The following is a 21,457-nucleotide window of genomic DNA, read 5'->3' as shown; positions in this document are numbered from 1 at the left end:
AACTAACTAAAAAAATGAGGGGTGCTTATGGAAATAACAGTTACCGATGCAGCACATCAATATGTTCAAGATGAAATGGGCTTAACTTCTGGTGATGGCTTAAAGTTTTCTAGTAAAGTCTATGGAAAAACACAAATTCATGAAGGTTTCTCAGTCGCTATTCATGTTGAGAAACCTAATGGTGACACACTAGCAAAAACTGAAAAAGATGGTATTACTTACTTCACCACCCCAGAAGATGACTGGTTTTTTGCCGGACATAATTTTCATGTTGACTTTGACTCAGATAAAGAAAATTTCATATACACATTTACTGATTAATTCTTAAGAGAGGATGAATGACATGGATGCTTTAAAAAATTTATTCTTAGCAGCTGTTGGAGGCACGACTTTAACTTATGAAACCGCTAACGATACGTTAGACCGTCTAGTTAAAAAAGGACAAATTTCTGTTGACGAAGGAAAAGTTTTAAGCCAAGATTTAAAACGAGCTGTAAAAGATAGACAACGTCACACCGCTGAATCTACAGTAGAATCAACCGAACTTAATGACTTAAAAGCTCAAGTAAATGACCTATCAATTAAAGTTGATAACTTAACTCAATTAGTCCAAAATCAAGATTCAGAAGACAATAATATTTAGTCTTTTCTTTCGCTGAAGCAAGCTTCTGAATGCTTGCTTCAGCTTTTTATTACCTAAGAAAAGAGGGAAAATGAATGGTTAGTCATAGAGAAAGATTTACAGAAATCGTTAGTGTATTAGGTAAGTATGGATTTGGACATATTTATAACACACACGTTAAACCAGAAAATAAAGACCAAAATCCTAAAAATTTACGCTTGGCTTTTGAAGAACTAGGCCCTAGCTTTATTAAAATTGGTCAGATTCTCTCAACTCGTAATGACATTTTACCACCTGAATATATTAGCGAGTTACAAAAACTCCAAGATAATACGTCCCCTTTATCCTATGACGTGATAGAAGAACTTGTACAACTTCATTTAAAACAACCGATTGACCATTTATTTTCAACCTTCAATAAAACACCATTAGCTAGTGCATCAATTGCTCAAATCCATCAAGCAACAATGCCTGATGGACGATCAGTCATTGTGAAAGTTCAGCGGCCTAATATTGAAAATGAATTAATCCGTGATTTAAATATCTTTATTCGCGTGATTGAACATATCCCTAATATTTTCTTAGGAATTATGGTGAATCCGGTTGAAATATTAAATGAGATTAAAAACCAAACCTTACAAGAAATTGACTTTGAAAATGAGGCTAAAAATGCGAAACGATTTATGATGTACAATAACAATCGTTCCGTTATTCAGGCGCCGCATCCTATTGATGAATTGACGACACAATACGTCATGGTGCAAGAATTTGTGGATGGTATTCGAATTAATCAAAAAGAGCAATTATTGAAAGCTGATTACGATTTAAACGATATTGCTGAAAAGTTAGTTTATTCCTTTCTTTTCCAAGTCTTTAAAGATGGATTTTATCACGCAGATCCGCATCCCGGAAATTTACTAATTAATGATGGCAAAATCTATTTTATTGATTTTGGCTTAATGGGCAAACTCTCACCATTAAATAAAAAAATTTTGATAGATACGTTAAAGGCGATTACCTTCAAAGATGTTGATGAGATTGCAAAATTACTCTTACAAGTATGTAAACAACATAAACCAATTGATCAAGTGGCTTTTTATCATGATATTCAATATCTATTTAATAAATACCTTACAAAAGGTTTTGCTGGATTAGAAGTCTCTGCTATCTTCCAAGATGTTTTACGTTTTGGGCATCAATATGGATTAACTTTTCCGTCTGAATTTATTCTATTGGAGAAAACCATTGTCATCATCCAAGGAGTCATTCAAAACTTGTCTCCAGACCTAGATTTTATGGCTGTTTTTCAAAGCTTTTTATTGACCGGAAATGTTATCGATTGGAAAGAACTTATATCTCCGGAACATTTATTAAGAAGTAGTTCCAGACAAGCACGGACACTTGCAAATATTCCACAAAAACTGGAAAAAACATTAGATCATATTAACAATGACCGGTTAAAAGTGACAATTGGTTTTAATAATATTGAACGTCGGATGACTGAAGTCAATCGGATGATTAATCGTGCCATTTCAAGTTTAATTCTGGCGGCATTAATTGTATCGTCTACGTTCATTATAACCACTGCTAGAACCCCTTCTGTTGAAAGTTTAGGGATTGCCTTTTTTATCGTCGCAAGTATTATTGGTTTAATTTTATTAATTTCTATTTTACGATCAAGCTGGCGTCCTTAACATTAATTACCTCATAAAATAAAAAGGAAGCAATCCTTTTAGATTGCTTCCTTTTCGTTATATCTGCTTGTTAACCCCAATAATCGAGTTCATTAGGATCTAAGCCAACTTTGCTAGCTTTGAAAACCGGTTCTTTACCCGCTTTACGTTGCTCATTATAATCAGCAACTGCTTTAATGGCTACATTTCCAATGAGTAAACATACTGGAATATTAATTAATGCCATGCCGGCCATAAGAATATCTGCGATTGTCCAAGCCATATCCATTGGTACTAATGCCCCAATAAAAATAACAGCGACACAAATAATATTAAAGATTAAAATAAAGTTTTTGCTTGGGCGTTTATTTTTATTTAAGAATGATAACGCTGGTTCACAATAGTATAGATTACCTAATAACGTCGTAAAGGAAAATAGAATCATTGCAATAGTAATGAATGAAGGACCAATTGAGCCGAAGTTTTGTGCCAACACTTCTTGAATAAATGGTGCACCTGCTAATTCTTCAGTTGGTTGGACATCTGTCACAATACACATCATAGCAGTAGCTGTACAGATTAATAACGTATCAATATATACAGACATAAATTGAACAAGTCCTTGTTTAACTGGGTGAGACACACCGGCTGATGCCGCTGCGTTAGGAGCAGACCCTACTCCAGCTTCATTTGAATATAATCCCCGTTTAATTCCGTAAATCATTGCTGATCCAGCTAATCCTCCACCAAATGAGCGAGCAGAGAATGCATCTTCAAAGATTAAACGTATGGCATTAGGCAATAAGTCAATATTCATTGCTAATACGATAATTGACATTAAAACATAAGCAATTCCCATAACAGGTACGATAATTTCAGTAATGCGAACAATCCGTTTACCCCCACCAAAAATAGCATAAGCAACAATAGCTGCTAAAATAGCACCGATAATATATGGTGTCGTTGATGGGTGATAAAAGTCGTAAACTGCAAATGTTGATTGTAAGTTATATGAAGCGAGTAAGTTAAATCCAAAGGCATACGTTAAAATTAAAAATAGAGCAAATAAACTAGCAATGCCACGATTTTTTAATGCGGATTCAATATAATATGCGGGACCACCATATGATTCTCCCGTTTCTTTATCTTTACGTTTATAAATTTGGGCAAGTGTTGATTCAATAAAGGCAGTGGCAGCACCAATAATTGCTAATAACCACATCCAAAAAGCGGCTCCAGGTCCCCCAAGAACAATAGCCGTTGACACTCCGACAATATTTCCAGTCCCAACACGTGAGGCAGTAGAAACAATTAGAGCTTGAAAAGAAGATACCCCGTTATCATCTTCAGGTTTTTCCATTAAAGCGCGGATAGCTTCTGGAACCATTCGAATTTGCACAAATTTGGTCCGAAAAGAAAAATAAATTCCTGCGACAGCCAACACAATAATTAATAATGGGTAATAGAGGAACCCATTAATGGCTTCTAAAAGTGATGCGAACATAACTTTCCTCCAAAAATATAAAATTTGATTTCATGTAAAGAAATCTATCATGTTGGATTTATTTTACACTAAAAATAACATGGTTGCAAAATTTGTTTTTATTTTTTCTTAAATATTTACAAAATCGCTAATATTATAAGAAAAAGATTGCATCATTTACTCCAAAAAATATCATCTTATGAAAAATTTTCACCATTATCTTAAAAAAGCACACCAAAATAAAAACCTAACGCTTTACGTTAGGTTTTTTTACATATTATTTTCGTCGATTTCGTTTAACAAATTTTTTGAGTGGTTGCCATTTTCTTCGTTTTGGTTTCTCATCATCAAATGACAATTCATCACTTTTGGCAACGATTTGTTTGACGTCTTCGTCATCTTTTCCACGTTTTAGTCGCATGTCAAATCGTTCTTTCATAATTCGTTTGACAGCTTTAGAATCTAACTCGCCACCTTCTGCTTCTTGCGTTGCAATTATCGCTAACACTTCAATATAACTCATAGCCAAGGCACTAGTAACCATTGCTGCGGTTAATCCAGAAATTGCACCTCCAGCAGCCGTTCCGACACCAGGTAAAAACTTCATCACATTACTGACTAACGTCCGTCCTAGATAGGTAGCTCCTCCAGTCCCTCCAATAGCACCAATAATTCCAATTAAAGTTGATTTATCTAATGAAATCCCAAAGATAGCTGTTATATGAGCTAACATTCCGAGTTGCATTGGAACCAAAACTGTTGCATCCGCAAACGGAATAGGAGTAAATCCTACACCAAATGTGGTTACCATATATTTTTTCGCCCAACTTTTCGCTGCCTGAACTTTACGTTCAATATCAACTTGTTGGGCATTGTTAAAAGCCTCATGACGATTTTCTGGAAGGACTGCAAATGATTGGTCAAGTAAGTCATCGAGTCCAAACGCATCAATTTGAATATCTTCACTAATCTTGTAATTTTTAGCCATGACATTAACGACTGAATAAATCGGTAAATTTAATGTTTCAATATACATTTTGAATTCTTTAGCTGGTTGGCCAATTGATTGTGTCAGTACAATAATGACAGGCGCTTGTTTAGCTAATGATTGAATAAAATCAATCTCCATCTCTTCTATACGAGAGCTACTAGCTGATAAACAATAATAAATGACATCTAAAGACTCGTTATTTTGTTTAAGGTTTTCTATGGCTTCTTTAATTTCTTCTGCTACTTGTTTTTGAACACTAGCGTCTAACTCCAAACCACGAGTATCAAATAACGTCATTGGTACGCCATCTTTAGAAATTCGACGTAAGTGCTGTGTAATTGGTTTTCCAACACCTGTTTCAACTAATCGTTCTCTAAATAGATGATTAATTAAAGTACTTTTTCCGACACCCGTTTTACCAACAACTAAAATATTTAATGGATCAATTTTATTAACTTCTTCCGTCGTTCTTTTCGTTAATTCATCAATCAATGAAAAATCTAAAGGTTTCTTCATATTATTCACCTTCCTTATTATTAGTTTATTATAGGCAACCTTGAGATTACAATGAAAAGTACTCCTACTCATTTTTTATGCTATAATTTCAATAAGTAAACGTTTAGGAGGAGATAGCATGGTAAATTCTATCGATGGCATATCAGTAAATCATTATTCCCGTAAATATCAAATTACGAATGAAGTGTTAAATGCGGTTACCCACGGGATTGGAACGATATTAGCCATTATCGGCACGGTTTTGTTAATTTTTAAAGCGATACAAAATGAGTCCCTTTTAGAAATTAATACTTATATTATTTATGGGGCTTCTATGTGCTTTTTATACTTAGCATCCACTCTTTATCATAGTTTTTCTTTCACTCGTATGGCACCTATTTTTAAAGTGATTGATCACTCAAGTATATTTTTATTGATTGCAGGAACCTACACCCCATTCTGTTTACTAGCAATCGGTGGAAAATTAGGTTGGTTTATTTGTATCAGTCAATGGATTATCGCTTTAGCCGGTGTTTTTATGAAAATATTTTTCTTGAAAGAAACAAAAAAATATTCTACCGCCCTTTATATTTTAATGGGATGGTTAGTTATTTTTGCTATCAAAGATGTGATTCTCAGTTTGGGAACTTGGGGGTCAATACTGCTTGTTCTAGGCGGAATCTTCTATACGGTTGGTACGATATTCTATGCTAATGCTCATAAACACTACTGGCACGTTATTTGGCATATTTTTGTTATTTTAGGTAGTATGGCAATGTACTTTTCAATTTACTATTTCGTTTAAAATAAAAGACTGGCTTAGCGCCAGTCTTTTAATCATTTTTCAACGTTCGTTTCACATGCATAAAACGTAAACGTCTCGCGAAATCTTTTTTTAATTGGACAAATTTACGACAATCAAGTAATACTTCATAAAGAACTGCTCGCTCTTCAAACTCTGCTCGTGATTGTGGTAATGGGGTTTCTTGGTAAGCGACTTCAACTTTTTTTAAATCTTCTTGTAAGCGAATCCCTGTATTTTTTTCGTGTAGTTTATCACTCGTATGATGGAGAAATTCTGCTAAAGCCTCATACTCCGGACTGGTTGCTCCCAATTCTCGTAAGCTCTCATCCATTTCATATAATAGCCGAGTTTGAGCTTCACGCATATCAAAATATTCTCGATAATAAAAATAATTATCGGTTAAGCGATTTTCCCCTTCTGTTTGAACAAGCGTAATGGCTTCGCGTAAGTGATCTTGTAAACTTACTAATGAAATTGACCCTTCATAAACAGCATCATCAGCTAATAAATAATCAGCAAATTCTGTCAAAATGGCCTTCATATCTTCTTCCACTTTTTCTTTGTAATTTTCAATTTGATCTAAGCGTTTTGGCTGATACAAGTTAACCAAAAATGCGACTCCCGTCCCAATAACTAACAGTAAAAATTCATTGAACATCCAGTCCACCGATACCGATTGTTCTTGCAGTAAGTGTGAAACTGCAACAGCACAAGGAGCTATGGCTTGATGAGAATTAAATTGAACAGTGATAGGATAAGTAATCAGTAAATAAAGCGCAAATATCCAAACATGAAATCCTAAAAATGAAAAAAGAACGCTGGCAATAATAAGACTTAATACCATTGTCAATGTAATTCTTTCAATATACTGAATGGTTGCTCGGTTAGTCTCAGCTAAGCTAAAAATTGCGATAATTCCAGCACTAATTTCATATTCTAATCCTACAATATTCGCAATAGTTACTGCCAAAAACGTAACCACAGCATATTTTGCTGCTTTAAGCAATGCTTCCATATAGATTCCCCCTCTTATTCTTTTATATTTTATCACATATTACTTGATATGATTAATCACTTCTATTAAATGATATTAACAGCAACTTTTTAGGAAATATGTTAAAATGAAACTAGTATATTGAACTAATTTTAAAAAGGAGAATGTTATGATTTACAAAGTAACTTATCAGGAATCTAAAACAGAGGTTCCACATCGTGAAGCTACCCATGCATTATATATTGAAGCAGATTCAGTTGTGGCTGTGCGTGAAATGATTGCTCAAAATACCCCCTACAATGTTGAATACATTCAACCTCTCGAAGGCGCACATCTTGAATATGAGAAAAAAAGTGAAGACTTCCACTTAACGGAGTTTTCTAACTAATGAAAGTTAATATAAAAAATAATGAGGTAGGTGTTTTTGCCGTCGGGGGACTCGGCGAAATTGGTAAAAACATGTACGCCGTTCAATTTCAAGACGAGATTATCGTCTTGGATGCCGGTGTTAAATTCCCAGAAGATGAACTCTTAGGAATTGATTATGTTATTCCCAACTATAGCTACCTTTTACAAAACAAAGATAAAATTAAAGCATTAGTTATTTCTCATGGTCACGAAGACCACATTGGAGGCATTCCTTTCTTTTTAAAACAAATCAATGTTCCAATTTATGCTGGTCGTTTGGCGATGGCTTTAATTCGTAACAAACTGGATGAACATGGTTTATTACGAGATGCTGAATTGCACGAGATTGATGAAGATGATGTCGTTAAATTTAGAAAAACGTCATTCAGTTTTTATTTAACTGCTCATTCCATTCCTGATGCAATGGGAATTGTGGTAAAAACCCCACCAGGAAATATTGTTTTTACGGGCGACTATAAGTTTGATTTTACACCTGTGGGTAAACCGGCTGATATTCACAAAATGGCTCGTCTAGGTGATGAAGGCGTTCTGTTAATGTTAGGAGATTCTACTAATGCAGAAATTCCAGAATTTACCAAATCAGAAAAAATTGTTGGTGAGTCATTACGTGACATTATCTTAGGTATTGAAGGAAGAATTATATTTGCCAGCTTTGCATCAAATATTTTCCGTCTAAGTCAGGCAATCGACGTCGCTATTAAAGCGGGACGTAAAGTGGCTGTATTCGGTCGGTCAATGGAAGCGGCGATTAAAAATGCTTGTGAATTAGGCTATATTAATGTGCCAGAAAATACCTTCATTGATGGCAAACAAATCAATAATTATCCAGCTGAAGAAGTCATGATTATGTGTACCGGTTCTCAAGGGGAACCAATGGCTGCATTAAGTCGAATCGCCAATGGTACGCATCGTCAAATCTCTATCCAGCCAGATGATACGGTTATTTTCTCTAGTTCACCGATTCCAGGTAATACGACGAGTGTTAACCGTTTAATTAACAATTTATTAGAAGCAGGAGCTGACGTTATTCATGGTAAAGTGAATAATGTGCATACTTCTGGACACGGCGGACAACAAGAAATGAAATTAATGTTGTCCTTATTGAAACCAAAATACTTTATGCCAGTGCACGGAGAATATCGGATGTTAAGTATTCAAGCTGGCTTAGCTCATCAAGTGGGTATCCCTAAAGACAATACCTTTGTTATGAAGAATGGTGACGTTCTTGCGTTAACCGCTGACAGCGCGCGTCGTGCAGGTTCGTTCCCTGCTAACGATGTCTATGTAGATGGAAAAGGTATTGGGGATATTGGAAATATTGTGTTACGAGATCGTCATAACTTATCTGAAGATGGGCTAGTTATTGCTGTGGTGACTATTGATTTTGATAATAATGAATTACTAGCTGGACCTGATATTGTTTCTCGTGGTTTTATTTACATGCGAGAATCCGGAGAACTCATTCAAGATGCTCAAAAAGTCATTAAAACCGCCGTTATTGGTCATTTAAATTCAGGTAATGAAGCAAGTGAAAAAATTCTTCGTGATAAAATGCAAAGTGCCTTACAACCCTTCTTATATAACCGAACAAAACGTCATCCAATGATTATGCCAGTTGTTCTTAGAGTATAAGAGGTAAATGATATAATATATATTAAAGGAGACAGATGGATCACTCATCTGCCTCCTTTTTAATATTCTAGTTATTATTCAATTAATTGATGCTGATAAGCATATATCGTTGCTTGCGTTCGGTCTTCAACTTGTAGTTTACTTAAAATATTTGAAACATGTGTTTTAACGGTTTTAAGAGAGATAAACAGTTCACTAGCGATTTCACTATTTGATTTTCCTTTAGCCACTAATTGCAAAACTTCAAATTCTCTCTTCGTTAAATCATCATGTAAATAATGTCGACTTTGTTCTAATTCATGATGGCGCAATTTTTCTGATACTTTAGGGGCAATCACTTGTTCATCATTAGCTGTTTTACGAATTGCCTGAGCAATTTCTGCTGCCGACGATGTTTTTAAAATATAACCATAGGCTCCTGCTTCAATGGCTGGATAAACTTTTTCATCATCGAGGAAACTCGTCACAATAAGAATTTTGGCTTCTGGCCATTCAGCCAAAATATTTTTAGAGGCTGTAATCCCATCACAACCATCCATCACCAAGTCCATTACAATCACATCAGGTCGGTATTTGATAGCTTTATGATATCCTTCTTCTCCATTGCTAGCCTGGGCTACGACCTCGATATCTTGTTGAGTCCCAAGATAAGTTGATACCCCTAATCTTACCATTTCATGATCGTCCACAATTAATACTCGTATCATAGTTCCTCCTATTTTGGTATCGCAATTTCAACAACGGTCCCTTCATCAGGTTCACTCATTATTTTGAAATTTCCTCCGAATTGTGTCACTCGCTCTTGGATATTTTTTAATCCATAACCACTCGTTGAGGATTGCCCATTAACCTTAAACCCTACACCATTATCAATAAAACGAATAATCGCATAACTTTGACGATTAAACAATTCGCATTCGATAACGGTTGCTTTAGCATGACGTAAACTATTAGAGAGTAATTCCTGAACAATTCTAAAAAGATTATCCTCAATTTCATGAGGTAAATTGACTGGATTCAATCGGGTTTCTAATGTCATCGCTACTTTAGTATCTAATTCTTTAAATAGCTGCTCAATGCCTTGGTCTAACGGTTTATCCATTAAATTTAACGGCCGTAAATGTAATAATAATGCTCGCATCTCTGCTTGCGCAAAATTAATCATCTGAACAACTTGACTAATTAAGTTTTGAGTTGCTTTTGGTAACTGTTCTTTTTCTTCTTCAATTGCCGATAAAACCATTGTCATCGCAAATAATTGTTGACTCACAGAATCATGTAACTCTCTAGCAATCCGTTGTCTCTCTTTTTTGACTATATAATCTTCACGTAAACCATTAACCTCTTGCTCTTGGAGTGCATGTTGCTGTTGAGTTTGCTGCCACTGGGAAATTTGCTGTTGTAAATCAACCAATAACGTTTTCGTTTGCTCAGGTAAATAATTTAATTCTTCTTTAACAGATGCTTCGTTCTCTTCCGAATGAAGCAGTTGAGTTAACACGCCTTGCAACGCTTTTTCTTCTTCTACTAAGTAGATTGAAAGAAGCGTTGATAAACTCAAAGCAATAATTAAAAACATGACGACTAAAAGTAATCCGCTATAAATACCTTGAACTAGTGTCAATGATCGAACAATATGAATGAATTGAGATGGGAACATTCCAAATAACACTAATAGTGTTATTATTTCACCAAACAAAATGGCGAAAAAAATCAGTAGTAAGCGTTTGATTCTCATAATTCAATCACCCGAATATCCCCTATTCCCATATATAAGTGAATGTTTAACTGTCTTGGTGCTTCAGCAAATTGCTTGGTCGTTAAAATCATTTGCTGGTTATTGAATATTTCTTCTTGCTGATTCCAATAAACACGTCCTCGATATTGATGAACATGTAACGCCACCCCGACTCCTTCAGGGATGACCAATTTTAATTGCCCTCCTATTTTTTGAATCACTAAAAAGTGTTCGCCTCGTGGAATTAATACTTGTCCAAAATCTAACAATGTCGATTGTATCCCACTCACAAGAGAAAAGTCATCCAAATGTTGCGGAGCTGGTTGACTGCCAAAAAAGTATTGCCATTTCAAAAATAGTGATTTATTCGCTTCTTGATTTTGAGAGTTTTGTAATGTATCTCTTTCGTTTAATATTTGAACATTTTCAACGCTTTGTGTTTTGGTGGGTGACATGATTAGCATTGCGCCAATGATAATTACTAATAAGCCAACCCAGGCCATATTAATTAAACCATATATAATAAAAAATATTGCTAGTGCACTAAGACATATAATGAAGGTTTGTCGTCGATGATAAGATGTACTTGGACGCGTAAGGATCCAATAAAAAAGACTACATCCAACAAAAATGGAAATAAAACTTTCAATATGCCAAGTAAAGCCACTAAATAAAATGAGAACTAAAATGATAATTAATAATTTCGTCCGCTTAGACATGGTTTCACCTCTATCCTACTTCTTATTATACATAATTTAATAGTTTTCACGTCCTGCTTAAGACCTATCTTACAATATAAATAAAAAACCCCCAAAAAGTGTACTAAAAATACACCTTTTTGGGGGAGCATATCATTTTAATTTAATCTTTTAAGCTTCTTCAACTTTCACGATTTTTACCTTCATCGTTCCACCTGGTGTTGTGATATCTACTTCATCACCTTCACGTTTTCCAATTAAGGCTTTTGCAATTGGAGATTCATTAGAAATTTTACCTTCTAATGGGTCAGCTTCAGCTTTACCAACAATTGAATACTCTTCTTCATCCCCATCAGGAAGTTCTTGGAAAGTCACTTTTCGTCCTAAGCTAACTTCATCCGCTTCATAATCTTCAGGATTAATAATTTCAGCATAACGAATCACATTTTCTAGTTTAGCAATTTGGCCTTCAACAAAAGCTTGTTCATCTTTTGCAGCTTCGTATTCTGAGTTTTCAGATAAATCACCATATGAACGAGCAATTTTAATTCGTTCAACAATTTCTTTTCTTTTAACAACTTTTAACTCATCTAATTCTTTTTCTATTTTTTCTAACCCTTCTTGGGTCATCGGATAAACTTCTTCAGTCATACTATTCTCCTAACTGTCTTTTATCAAAAATCAATAGCAATACAATATCAGATATTATTCTAAATTGCAATACGTTTTACTTTTTCTTATCTTCTAATATTGACTCAATTTTAGTCCGCATTAAGTCAATAGCTACTAAGTTTTTTCCGCCTTCAGGAATAATTAGATCGGCATATTTCTTCGTTGGTTCAATAAACTGTTCGTGCATCGGTTTAACCACTTCAGTATATTGTTTAATAATCGATTCTAAGGACCGTCCACGTTCCGCCATATCGCGTTCAATACGGCGAATAATCCGAATATCATCATCGGTATCAACATAAACTTTGATATCCATCAAGTCTCTTAATTCTTCATCATATAAAATTAAAATACCTTCTAAAATAATCACATCACGCGGTTCTATATGCACTGTTTGCTGGCTTCGTGTATGTTGCGTATAATCATAAACTGGCATATCAATCGCTTCGTTATTCAGTAACTGATTTAGATGAGATTTTAATAAATCAGTATCAAAAGCTAACGGATGATCATAATTCGTTTTAATTCGCTCTTCAAAACTTAAATGCGACTGGTCTTTGTAATAAGCATCTTGTTCAATATATGCTAGTGAGACATCTTCATAATCTGCCATAATTTTACGAGTAACGGATGTCTTACCACTACCTGTTCCACCGGTAACCCCAATTATAATCGGACAATTTCTCATTTGCTTTCTCCCCTCATACTCAAGAAAAAAGCCCAAGGACTATCCTGAGCTTTTATTATCGTCATTTGTTTTCTATTATACTACATATCTGCATTATCTTCAGACACATATTTATCAACAAGTTCCATATGCTCTTCATACGTTTTCGCATAGTAAACTTTACCTGTTTTTAGATCAGCAACGAAGTATAAATAATCAGTATCTTCAGGTTCCAATGTTGCTTCAATAGCTTCGACACCAGGATTATTAAATGGTCCAGGGCCTAAGCCAGTATTTTTATATAAGTTGTATGGTGAGTCAACTTCTGTATCATCGTATGTCACATATGGTCGATGTTCGTTCAATGCGTAGCTAATTGAAATATCAGATTGAATTGGCATATCTTGGTTTAATCGATTAAAGAAGACACCTGCAATTTTTTGACGATCAGCAGTTTCAGGAGCTTCCGCTTCTACTAATGAGGCCAAGGTTAAGACTTCATGGAATGATAAGTCAGAATGTTGACGTTCACTTTGGTGTTGAACATAAACATTATTCATGTTATCAACCATCTTATGAATAATATCTTCAATGCTTTCGTCTTTACCAATGTCATAAGTTGCTGGATATAAATAGCCTTCGAGTTTATATCTGACATCATCTTTATCAGCAACTTCTCCTAACATATCAGGGTAGTCAGCTTTTAATTGGTCGAAAAATTTATCACTTTTTGCTACTTCCATAAATTCATCGGCAGAATAATCGGAAGCGTCCGCAACGATATCGGCAATTCCTTCTAAATTTGTTCCCTCAGGAATGGCAAGTTTATAAGTTTCTCCTGAAAGACCACCTTCAGCTAGAATGTCACTTGCTTCGCCAAAACCAGCAGATTTCGGTAATTCATAATGACCCGCTTGAATTTCATCTTTGCCAGATAGACGCATATAGAGACTAAACAACTTATCATTAGCAACGATATCATTATCTGCTAAAATTGTTGCGACATCATTTGCCGTTGCGCCACTAGGAATATCCACAGCTACCGTTTCATCATCACTTCCGAAGCCACCAGTCATAACGTTAACACCAAATACTATTCCGAAAATTAATACTAAGCTAATTAATAAGATAAATAGCCACTTTACCACTTTACTTGCTAAATTGTCCTCTTGTTTCGCCTCAATTTGGCGTTTACTAGAGTGACGCTTAGATTTTTTGGTCATAAACAATCTCCTTACTGCTCTTTAAAACATCTTAATTATTATACATGACTTTGAAGAAAAGGAGCAATTGTTAGTCACTGAATTGCTAAAAAGTCATCCTTTTGTAATATAATTGCAATAAAAAGAAGGGACTAGCTTTTTCTCTAGTCCCCAATATTAGTTATTCTTCGTCTTCAGAAACAAAGGTATTTAAAACTTCTTCAATCATATCCCATTCTTCTTGAGTTTCGATAGGTTTTAATTCACCTTCATAACCGTTGTCTGCTTCGATATATGAGAAAGCTTCGATTTCAACAGGTTCTTCTTCACTCAATTCTCCTGCAGGATAAACAAGAACATATGATTTATCAAAATCTTCAGAATCAAAGGTAAACAAAATATCATATAATGTTTCGTTACCTTCTTCATCAACAATCGTAATATGTTCATGCTCATGCGCATTTTCTTCTGTCATTCTTTTTCCTCCTTTAGCTATTGGCATCTAAATAATTTTGTAAAATTAAGACAGCTGCCAACTTATCAATTACTTTTTTGCGTTTTTGTCGACTCACATCGCCTTTTTCAATCAACATACGTTCCGCTTGTTTGGTTGTCAGGCGTTCATCTTGGTATACAACCGGCACTCCTAATTCATCTTCAACTAAACTGCCATAAAATCGAGAAGCTTCAGCTCTTGGTCCTTCTGTATTATTCATATTTTTAGGTAAACCAATCACTACTTTGGTCACATCATACTCATCGATGAGTGCTTTAACTCGATCGAGATTGTATTCTTCAGCTTCTTCATCGATAGCAATAATTTCGATTCCTTGAGCTGTCCAGCCCATTAGGTCACTTACAGCGACCCCTACTGTTTTAGTGCCAACATCTAGTCCCATATAGCGCATTAGCGTCTACCTAAATCTGCCATATAGTGGGTAATCAATTCCTCTAATAGTTCGTCACGATCATATTGCCGAATAATATTACGGGCATCATTGTGACGAGGAATATATGCAGGATCACCAGATAATAAATAGCCAACAATTTGGTTGATTGGATTATAACCCTTTTCAACTAAGGCATCATATACCATCCCTAATGTTTTTTGAATTTCACGTTCTTTGCCTTCACCGAAGTTAAATAAAACCGTTTCATCTTTGATACTCATAAGGGCACCTCCTAATTGGTTTAAACCACCCTATTATATATAAATGGCTTAGTCCTATTTTACAATAAATCGCTGACTTTTGATAGCGCATCTTTAATTCCAGCTGGATTTTTACCACCTGCTTGTGCTAAATCAGGACGACCACCACCGCCACCATTCACAAGTGGGGCTAATTGTTTAATCAAGTCGCCAGCTTTAAAGCCTTTTTCAATGGCTTCAGGTTTAACGGCAACTAATAAATTCGCTTTATCATCATGATCTGTAGCTAATACTAGAATATCAGAGTAATCTGCTTGTTTCCAATCATCACTAATATGACGTAAATCTTTAATTTCACGTTTTGGCAAATGTTCAGCAATAAAACTTGTGCCATTTACGGTATGAACATTTTGGAAAATTTGTCCAGCAGCTTCTTGGTTGGCTTTAGCTTTAAGGCTTTCCAATTCTTGTTCTAATTGTTTTATTTCTGCTTGTTGACTTTCTAATCGTGGTAAGATATCTGCTGCTTTTTTCACTTTCACTTGGTTAGCGATTGCTTGTAGTTGATGCTCTTGTTGATTATAGAAGTCAACAGCTGCTTCACCAGTCAATGCTTCAATCCGACGAACACCAGCCCCAATACCACTTTCAGAAACAATTTTAAATACACCAATCTCTGCTGTATTAGCTACGTGGACACCACCACATAATTCGATAGACCAATCATCAACAGAAACCATACGTACGATATCACCATATTTTTCACCGAATAATGCCATAGCGCCACGTGCTTTCGCATCTTCTATCGTTGTTTCAATCGTTTCTACGGGAATAGCATCCCAAATTTTTTCATTAACGATATGTTCCATGCGTTCTAACTCTTCATCTGTCACTTGACCAAAGTGCGTAAAGTCAAACCGTAGTTGTTTAGGAGCCACTAATGAGCCCGCTTGATTAGCATGCTCACCTAAAATATCTTTAAGCGCTTGATGAAGTAAGTGTGTTGCCGTATGGTTTTTAGTAATCGCATGACGTCGTTTTTCATCAACAACTAATTGAATGTCGTCATTCAATTTAAGAGTTTCTACTAAAGTCACCTCATGCAAATGTTGGCCATTAGGTGCCGTTTGAACATCAATAACATCACCGAGTTTTTTACCATCTAGCGAGTAAATCACTCCGGTATCGGCTACTTGTCCACCCATTTCCGCATAAAATGGCGTCTCTGAAGCGGTAAAGTAAGCGGTTTGTCCAGCTTCAGCTACTTCTACAATCTGATCATTAACGATTAAACTATTAACCGTTCCTTCACTTTTGACATTTTCATAGCCTACAAACTGACTATCAGCCACAATATCGCCTAAAATATCAGATTGAATACCCATACCTTTTGTATCTTTTCTAGCTGCACGAGCACGTTCTCTTTGTGCTTGCATTGCTGCTTCAAAAGCTTCTTCATCGGTCGTCATATTAGCTGATTCTAAATATTCATTGGTTAATTCTAATGGGAAACCGTAAGTATCATATAATTTGAAGGCAATTTCACCAGCCAACACCGTCTCATTTGCAGCTTTTAGACGTTCAATCTCACCAGTTAAGATGTCTTCTCCTTCATTAATGGTTTCTAAGAATCGTTCTTCCTCTTTTTCAATTACTTCCATAATAAAGTCAGCTTCACTAACCACTTCTGGATAGAAATCAGACATAATTTCACCAACAACCGGAACTAATTGATATAAGAAAGCTTTAGTAATTCCTAATCGCCGACCATGCATCATCGCACGACGAATTAATCGTCTTAAAATATAACCGCGTCCTTCATTAGAAGGTAGCGCTTGGTCCCCAATAGCAAAGGTAACTGCTCGAATATGGTCAGCAATGACTTTATATGAAATATTAACCTTAGCATCTTCCCCATATTTAGAAGTCGTTGCCATTTTTTCAATAGCATGGATGATAGGCATAAATAAGTCAGTTTCAAAGTTTGTAGGGGCATCTTGCATAACACTTACCATACGTTCTAATCCCATACCTGTATCAATATTTTTATGTTTTAGAGGCACATATTCTCCATCTGGCATGTGATTAAATTGAGAAAAGACAATATTCCAAATTTCTAAATAACGTTCATTTTCTCCCCCTGGATACATTTCAGGATCATCATCAGCTAAATCCTGATATTTTTTACCACGATCAAAGAAAATTTCAGTATCTGGGCCACATGGACCGGCACCAATATCCCAGAAATTATCTTCAATAGGAACAAAATGATCATCACTTAATTGTGTAACCTCTTGCCATAATTTCAATGTTTCTTTGTCTTCTGGGAAATATGTCACATATAATCTTTCAGGTTCAATCGCAAACCATTCTTCACCTGTTAGTAATTCCCATGCCCATGGAATGACTTCAGATTTAAAATAATCTCCAATTGAAAAGTTACCTAACATTTCAAATAACGTATGGTGACGCGCTGTAACACCAACATTTTCAATATCGTTTGTCCGAATAGATTTTTGAGCATTCGTAATCCGAGGATTATCCGGAACAACTGACCCATCAAAATATTTTTTTAATGTTGCAACACCTGAATTAATCCATAATAATGTGGGATCATCTACAGGAACTAACGAGGCACTAGGTTCTACTTGATGATTTTTTGTTTTCCAAAAATCTAACCATTTTTGTCTAATTTCTACACTAGTTAATTGTTCCATATTTTTCCTCCTCAAATAAAAAAACATATCTTTGCTACTAAGGACGCAAGTGCGCGGTACCACCTCAGTTGCAATGATATGTTCATTACCTCTTCATTTGCTTATTAACGCGAGCGCGAAGTCTTTCGACTTATCTATAGTGAAAGGAGCAACACAATCGGTGAGTGCTTTCACTATCCACTCTCGCTAAAATTGATTGGTTATAGTCTTTCACAGATTGCTTATTTTTGCTTACAGGATATTATACTGATTATTTAGAATAAATGTCAAGTCTGAGTCAAATCACTTTATCACTAAAAATCATATGGGGTTAATCCTTCCATCCCAATCATCGGGTCAATCTGTTGATTTATAATATGAGCGGCTGTCAAAATTTTAGGACCATCATCTTCTTCTATTTCTTTATCAATAACTGATGTTTCATCATTACCAACAAAAACTTCATCAGAATCTAAATGATTCGCTTCCAATAAAAATTCAAGAAGCTGCGTATCACGATGCTCCGTCACGTTTTGAATAGCCATTACAAAAGCATCAGGATCCCCTATCAAGACTAAAGACTGCTTAGCTCGAGTAATCGCAGTATAAATTAAATTGCGTTGTAGCATCCGTTGAAATTGTTTAACTAATGGCAAAATGACAATTGGGAATTCACTTCCTTGTGATTTATGAATCGACGTGCAATACGCTAAAGTAATTTGATTCCAATCTTTACGTTCATAAGTCACTTCAACATCATCGAAGGCAACAACAATCTCGTCCACCTTACTTTCAGTTTCATTCGCTCTAAAAATAGCGACAATTTCTCCCACATCCCCATTAAAGACATTATCTTCGGGTTGGTTTTTTAATTGTAAGACTTTATCTCCGACTCTAAAAGTTTGTTCAAAATAGCTAACTTCTCGTTTAGTCCCTTCATTATTAGGATTGAGAGCAAATTGTAACTGTTCATTTAAAGCATGGATTCCTGCTCGTCCGCGATACATTGGGGCTAAGACTTGAACAGAGCGTTTATCATATCCTTTTTCAATCGCCCGCTTAGCTATTGCTGATACAAGCGGTGCTAAATGATTCGTGTCACTCACCATGAATGAGCGGTCCGATTGATTAATGGTTAAATTACCCGGAACAATGCCTTGTTTTATGTTATGAGCTAAAGTGACAATTGTTGATTCATCATCTTGACGATAAATTTCATCTAGTTCTCGTGTTTTAACTGTTTGAGAACGAATAATATCAGATAAAACTTGTCCTGGTCCAACGGAAGGTAGTTGATCTTTATCCCCCACAAAAATAACTTGCATAAACGGAGGAATTCGTTCTAACAATTGATTAGCTAACCACGTATCAACCATTGACATTTCGTCTATAATCAGTAAATCGGCTTCTAATTGTTGGCCATTGCCTTCCCATTCCTCAGTCTCATCTTCCTCACCAGTTAATCCGAGCAATCGATGGATTGTACTTGCTGGTAGACCAATCATTTCTGACATACGTTTGGCAGCACGTCCGGTAGGTGCGGCTAAAGCTATTGGAAATCCTCCCGGCTCATAATCATCAACATCTAATGATAAATCATTCAACTTCGAATATAATTGAACAATTCCGTTAAGTACCGTTGTTTTCCCAGTTCCTGGCCCGCCAGTCAAAACGAACACTTTATTCATTAAAGCTTCTCGTATTGCAGCTTTTTGTGCATTCCCATAACGAATGTTCAATTCTTCTTCTAAAGTCTCAATTTCATCATCTAAATTACAATTAGGATATTCCGGCTGATAGCGATCTTGTTGCATATGATTTAATTTAGCAGCAATTCCTGCCTCAGCATAATATAAACTTGGTAACGCGACTTTATGTCCTTCAGTAATAATAATCTTACCGAGTTCACTCATTTCGTCAAGAATCGTTTTAACTAAATCTGGCTCAATACGTTGGACTTGCCCTTCAGAGAGTAATTCACTGACTTGATCAGCTAATCCATCATACTCTACATAAGTATTTCCAGATTGCATACAGATTTCATCAAGTTTATAAATAATAGCACCGGTAATTCGTACTTGGCTATCAGGTGGGAATTCTAGGTGCATCGCTAACTCATCAGCACGTTTAAAACCGAATCCATTAATATCTTCAATGAGAGCATAAGGATTCTCCTCAATGATTTCAATCGCATCATTATGATACTGAGCATGTATTTTAGCCGCTAATTGATTAGAAAATCCCATCTCAGCTAATTGAATAAAAACTTGTTCATTACCTTGTTGAGACTCTAACAAGTCATGTAACATCACGCGTTTCTTTTTGGTTAAACCTTTAATTTCTTGTAAGCGATCTGGAGAATTTAAAATAATATCAATCGTTTCTTCACCAAATTGCGTTACGATTCGTTTCGCTAATATTTTACCAATTCCAGGAAATTGATCACTTGATAAAAAGCGTTGTAAGCCTTCACGACTCGTTATTTTTTGACGCTCATAAGTCTCACATTTAAATTGAATACCATACTTTGGATGATCGACTAATTGACCATTAAACTGATAAGTTGTTCCTTCTTGGATTTCAGCAAACACCCCCGTAACAACAATCTCATCTTCAGAATACATCGTATTGGTTTCATCAACACGAATTTTCATCACTCGATAATAATTATTTGGATTTTCAAAAAAAGTGGCTTTTATCTCACCAATAATATAATCTCGTTCGGTAGTCATTTACTTCCCTCCTAATCACAACTTTTCAGTATATCATAAGTCATTATTAGAGACTATTTACTTACAAAAAAGAATTCCATCATTAATAAATGGAATTCTTTCATAATTTTCCTAGGAATTAATAAGTAATAACTTTAGCACCTAAACTATTTTTGAAATGATCAAGCGCCCATTCGTGCCCCGTTTGATTAAATGATGCGACACAATTTTCAACAACGACAATATCATATCCTAAGTTATAAGCATCTACTGCTGTATGTAACACACAGATATCTGTTACTACTCCAGATAACCAAACTTCTTGAATATGCCGTTCCCTCAATTTAATATCTAAGTCAGTTCCCGCAAATGCAGAATAACGGGTTTTATCTAACCAATAGACCGTATCTAAATGTTTATTTTGGTCATAAACATCTTGAACTTGACCATAAAGTTGGCGACCAGTTGTGTCGATAAGATTATGAGGTGGGAACAATTCGGTCTCTGGATGATAGTGATCGTTCGCTTCATGAATATCATCAGCAAAAACAACAAAATCTCCATTACCGATACTATCTTTTAATAATCGAACGGTATCTTTTTCGATAGCTTGAGCAGGTTCACCAGCTGTTAACGCGCCATCACTAGCGACAAAATCATTTGAATAATCAATGGAAATAACTGCTTTCATAACTATTACCTCTTATCTTCATAAAACTTTAAAGCAATGATTTGATATATTCATCTTAGCACATTTAAACTCAAAAAATAACTAAAAAAGCTAGGATATTCCTAGCTT

At 35.4% G+C, this 21,457-nt stretch carries 21 protein-coding genes; 6 read left to right on the top strand and 15 right to left on the bottom strand.

Annotation, left to right across the window (positions count from 1 at the left end; translation table 11 throughout):
* The first annotated feature begins 27 nt into the window (after positions 1 to 27).
* From B8955_RS01990 to B8955_RS01980, 3 genes are all read left to right on the top strand, one after another.
* On the top strand, positions 28 to 321 hold the full coding sequence (locus B8955_RS01990) for a HesB/YadR/YfhF family protein (protein ID WP_084098020.1): 294 nt from the start codon (positions 28 to 30) through the stop codon (positions 319 to 321).
* Positions 322 to 343: 22 nt separating this feature from the next.
* Positions 344 to 643 carry a hypothetical protein gene (locus B8955_RS01985; protein ID WP_084098018.1) on the top strand — a complete coding sequence of 100 codons (300 nt, stop codon included), beginning with the start codon at positions 344 to 346 and terminating at the stop codon, positions 641 to 643.
* Between the two features lie 74 nt (positions 644 to 717).
* A complete protein-coding gene (locus B8955_RS01980; RefSeq protein ID WP_084098016.1) occupies positions 718 to 2,316 on the top strand; it encodes an ABC1 kinase family protein in 1,599 nt (532 codons plus the stop codon).
* 70 nt (positions 2,317 to 2,386) lie between these two features.
* Here B8955_RS01980 and B8955_RS01975 read toward each other — a convergent pair whose 3' ends face one another.
* Positions 2,387 to 3,799, bottom strand: coding sequence for an alanine/glycine:cation symporter family protein (locus B8955_RS01975; RefSeq protein ID WP_084098014.1), 1,413 nt, complete (start codon positions 3,797 to 3,799; stop codon positions 2,387 to 2,389).
* 256 nt (positions 3,800 to 4,055) lie between these two features.
* The gene (locus B8955_RS01970) at positions 4,056 to 5,285 is read right to left on the bottom strand and encodes a GTPase (protein ID WP_084098012.1); all 1,230 of its coding nucleotides are present in this window, start codon (positions 5,283 to 5,285) and stop codon (positions 4,056 to 4,058) included.
* Positions 5,286 to 5,403: 118 nt separating this feature from the next.
* Between B8955_RS01970 and trhA the strand changes: the two genes are divergently transcribed.
* Complete coding sequence (trhA, locus tag B8955_RS01965; RefSeq protein WP_084098010.1) at positions 5,404 to 6,069, top strand: PAQR family membrane homeostasis protein TrhA; 666 nt, start codon at positions 5,404 to 5,406, stop codon at positions 6,067 to 6,069.
* A 28-nt stretch (positions 6,070 to 6,097) separates the two neighbouring features.
* Here the strand turns inward: trhA and B8955_RS01960 are convergent, their stop codons facing one another.
* Positions 6,098 to 7,084 (bottom strand): aromatic acid exporter family protein, encoded by a 987-nt coding sequence (locus B8955_RS01960; protein WP_084098008.1) that lies wholly within the window; start codon positions 7,082 to 7,084, stop codon positions 6,098 to 6,100.
* Between the two features lie 148 nt (positions 7,085 to 7,232).
* Between B8955_RS01960 and B8955_RS01955 the strand changes: the two genes are divergently transcribed.
* Positions 7,233 to 7,451: a DNA-directed RNA polymerase subunit epsilon gene (locus B8955_RS01955; RefSeq protein WP_084098006.1), complete on the top strand. Its 219-nt coding sequence runs from the start codon at positions 7,233 to 7,235 to the stop codon at positions 7,449 to 7,451.
* On the top strand, positions 7,451 to 9,124 hold the full coding sequence (gene rnjA / locus B8955_RS01950) for a ribonuclease J1 (protein ID WP_084098005.1): 1,674 nt from the start codon (positions 7,451 to 7,453) through the stop codon (positions 9,122 to 9,124). The genes B8955_RS01955 and rnjA overlap by 1 nt, the downstream gene beginning before the upstream one ends.
* 74 nt (positions 9,125 to 9,198) lie before the next feature.
* On the opposite strand, the gene B8955_RS01945 is transcribed toward rnjA, so the two are convergent.
* The 12 genes from B8955_RS01945 to B8955_RS01890 form a co-directional block, all read right to left on the bottom strand.
* Positions 9,199 to 9,831 carry a response regulator transcription factor gene (locus B8955_RS01945; RefSeq protein WP_084098003.1) on the bottom strand — a complete coding sequence of 211 codons (633 nt, stop codon included), beginning with the start codon at positions 9,829 to 9,831 and terminating at the stop codon, positions 9,199 to 9,201.
* Positions 9,832 to 9,839: 8 nt separating this feature from the next.
* Entirely contained in the window at positions 9,840 to 10,862 is a 1,023-nt protein-coding gene (locus B8955_RS01940; RefSeq protein WP_084098001.1) for a sensor histidine kinase, read from the bottom strand.
* The gene (gene liaF / locus B8955_RS01935; RefSeq protein WP_159444415.1) at positions 10,859 to 11,365 is read right to left on the bottom strand and encodes a cell wall-active antibiotics response protein LiaF; all 507 of its coding nucleotides are present in this window, start codon (positions 11,363 to 11,365) and stop codon (positions 10,859 to 10,861) included. Before liaF ends, B8955_RS01940 begins: the two co-directional genes overlap by 4 nt.
* Positions 11,366 to 11,731: 366 nt before the next feature.
* Positions 11,732 to 12,211 carry a transcription elongation factor GreA gene (gene greA / locus B8955_RS01930; protein WP_084097997.1) on the bottom strand — a complete coding sequence of 160 codons (480 nt, stop codon included), beginning with the start codon at positions 12,209 to 12,211 and terminating at the stop codon, positions 11,732 to 11,734.
* A gap of 76 nt (positions 12,212 to 12,287) precedes the next feature.
* Complete coding sequence (udk, locus tag B8955_RS01925) at positions 12,288 to 12,920, bottom strand: uridine kinase (RefSeq protein ID WP_084097995.1); 633 nt, start codon at positions 12,918 to 12,920, stop codon at positions 12,288 to 12,290.
* An 80-nt stretch (positions 12,921 to 13,000) separates the two neighbouring features.
* A complete protein-coding gene (gene mltG / locus B8955_RS01920) occupies positions 13,001 to 14,122 on the bottom strand; it encodes an endolytic transglycosylase MltG (RefSeq protein ID WP_084097993.1) in 1,122 nt (373 codons plus the stop codon).
* A gap of 160 nt (positions 14,123 to 14,282) precedes the next feature.
* Positions 14,283 to 14,576, bottom strand: coding sequence for a DUF1292 domain-containing protein (locus tag B8955_RS01915; protein ID WP_084097991.1), 294 nt, complete (start codon positions 14,574 to 14,576; stop codon positions 14,283 to 14,285).
* Positions 14,577 to 14,589: 13 nt separating this feature from the next.
* The gene (ruvX, locus tag B8955_RS01910; protein WP_084097989.1) at positions 14,590 to 15,009 is read right to left on the bottom strand and encodes a Holliday junction resolvase RuvX; all 420 of its coding nucleotides are present in this window, start codon (positions 15,007 to 15,009) and stop codon (positions 14,590 to 14,592) included.
* A complete protein-coding gene (locus B8955_RS01905; RefSeq protein WP_084097987.1) occupies positions 15,009 to 15,272 on the bottom strand; it encodes an IreB family regulatory phosphoprotein in 264 nt (87 codons plus the stop codon). Before B8955_RS01905 ends, ruvX begins: the two co-directional genes overlap by 1 nt.
* Positions 15,273 to 15,331: 59 nt before the next feature.
* Positions 15,332 to 17,968, bottom strand: a complete 2,637-nt coding sequence (gene alaS / locus B8955_RS01900) for an alanine--tRNA ligase (protein WP_084097985.1) — start codon at positions 17,966 to 17,968, stop codon at positions 15,332 to 15,334.
* A 293-nt stretch (positions 17,969 to 18,261) separates the two neighbouring features.
* Positions 18,262 to 20,679 carry an SF1B family DNA helicase RecD2 gene (gene recD2, locus B8955_RS01895; RefSeq protein WP_084097983.1) on the bottom strand — a complete coding sequence of 806 codons (2,418 nt, stop codon included), beginning with the start codon at positions 20,677 to 20,679 and terminating at the stop codon, positions 18,262 to 18,264.
* A gap of 118 nt (positions 20,680 to 20,797) precedes the next feature.
* Positions 20,798 to 21,349, bottom strand: coding sequence for a cysteine hydrolase family protein (locus tag B8955_RS01890; RefSeq protein WP_084097981.1), 552 nt, complete (start codon positions 21,347 to 21,349; stop codon positions 20,798 to 20,800).
* Between the last annotated feature and the right edge of the window lie 108 nt (positions 21,350 to 21,457).

It is taken from the genome of Aerococcus suis, from assembly GCF_900176325.1.
GTDB classification, from domain to species: Bacteria; Bacillota; Bacilli; order Lactobacillales; family Aerococcaceae; genus Aerococcus; species Aerococcus suis.
The sequence above is the reverse complement of the archived record's forward strand: the minus strand, read 5'-3'. Positions and strand labels throughout refer to the sequence as shown.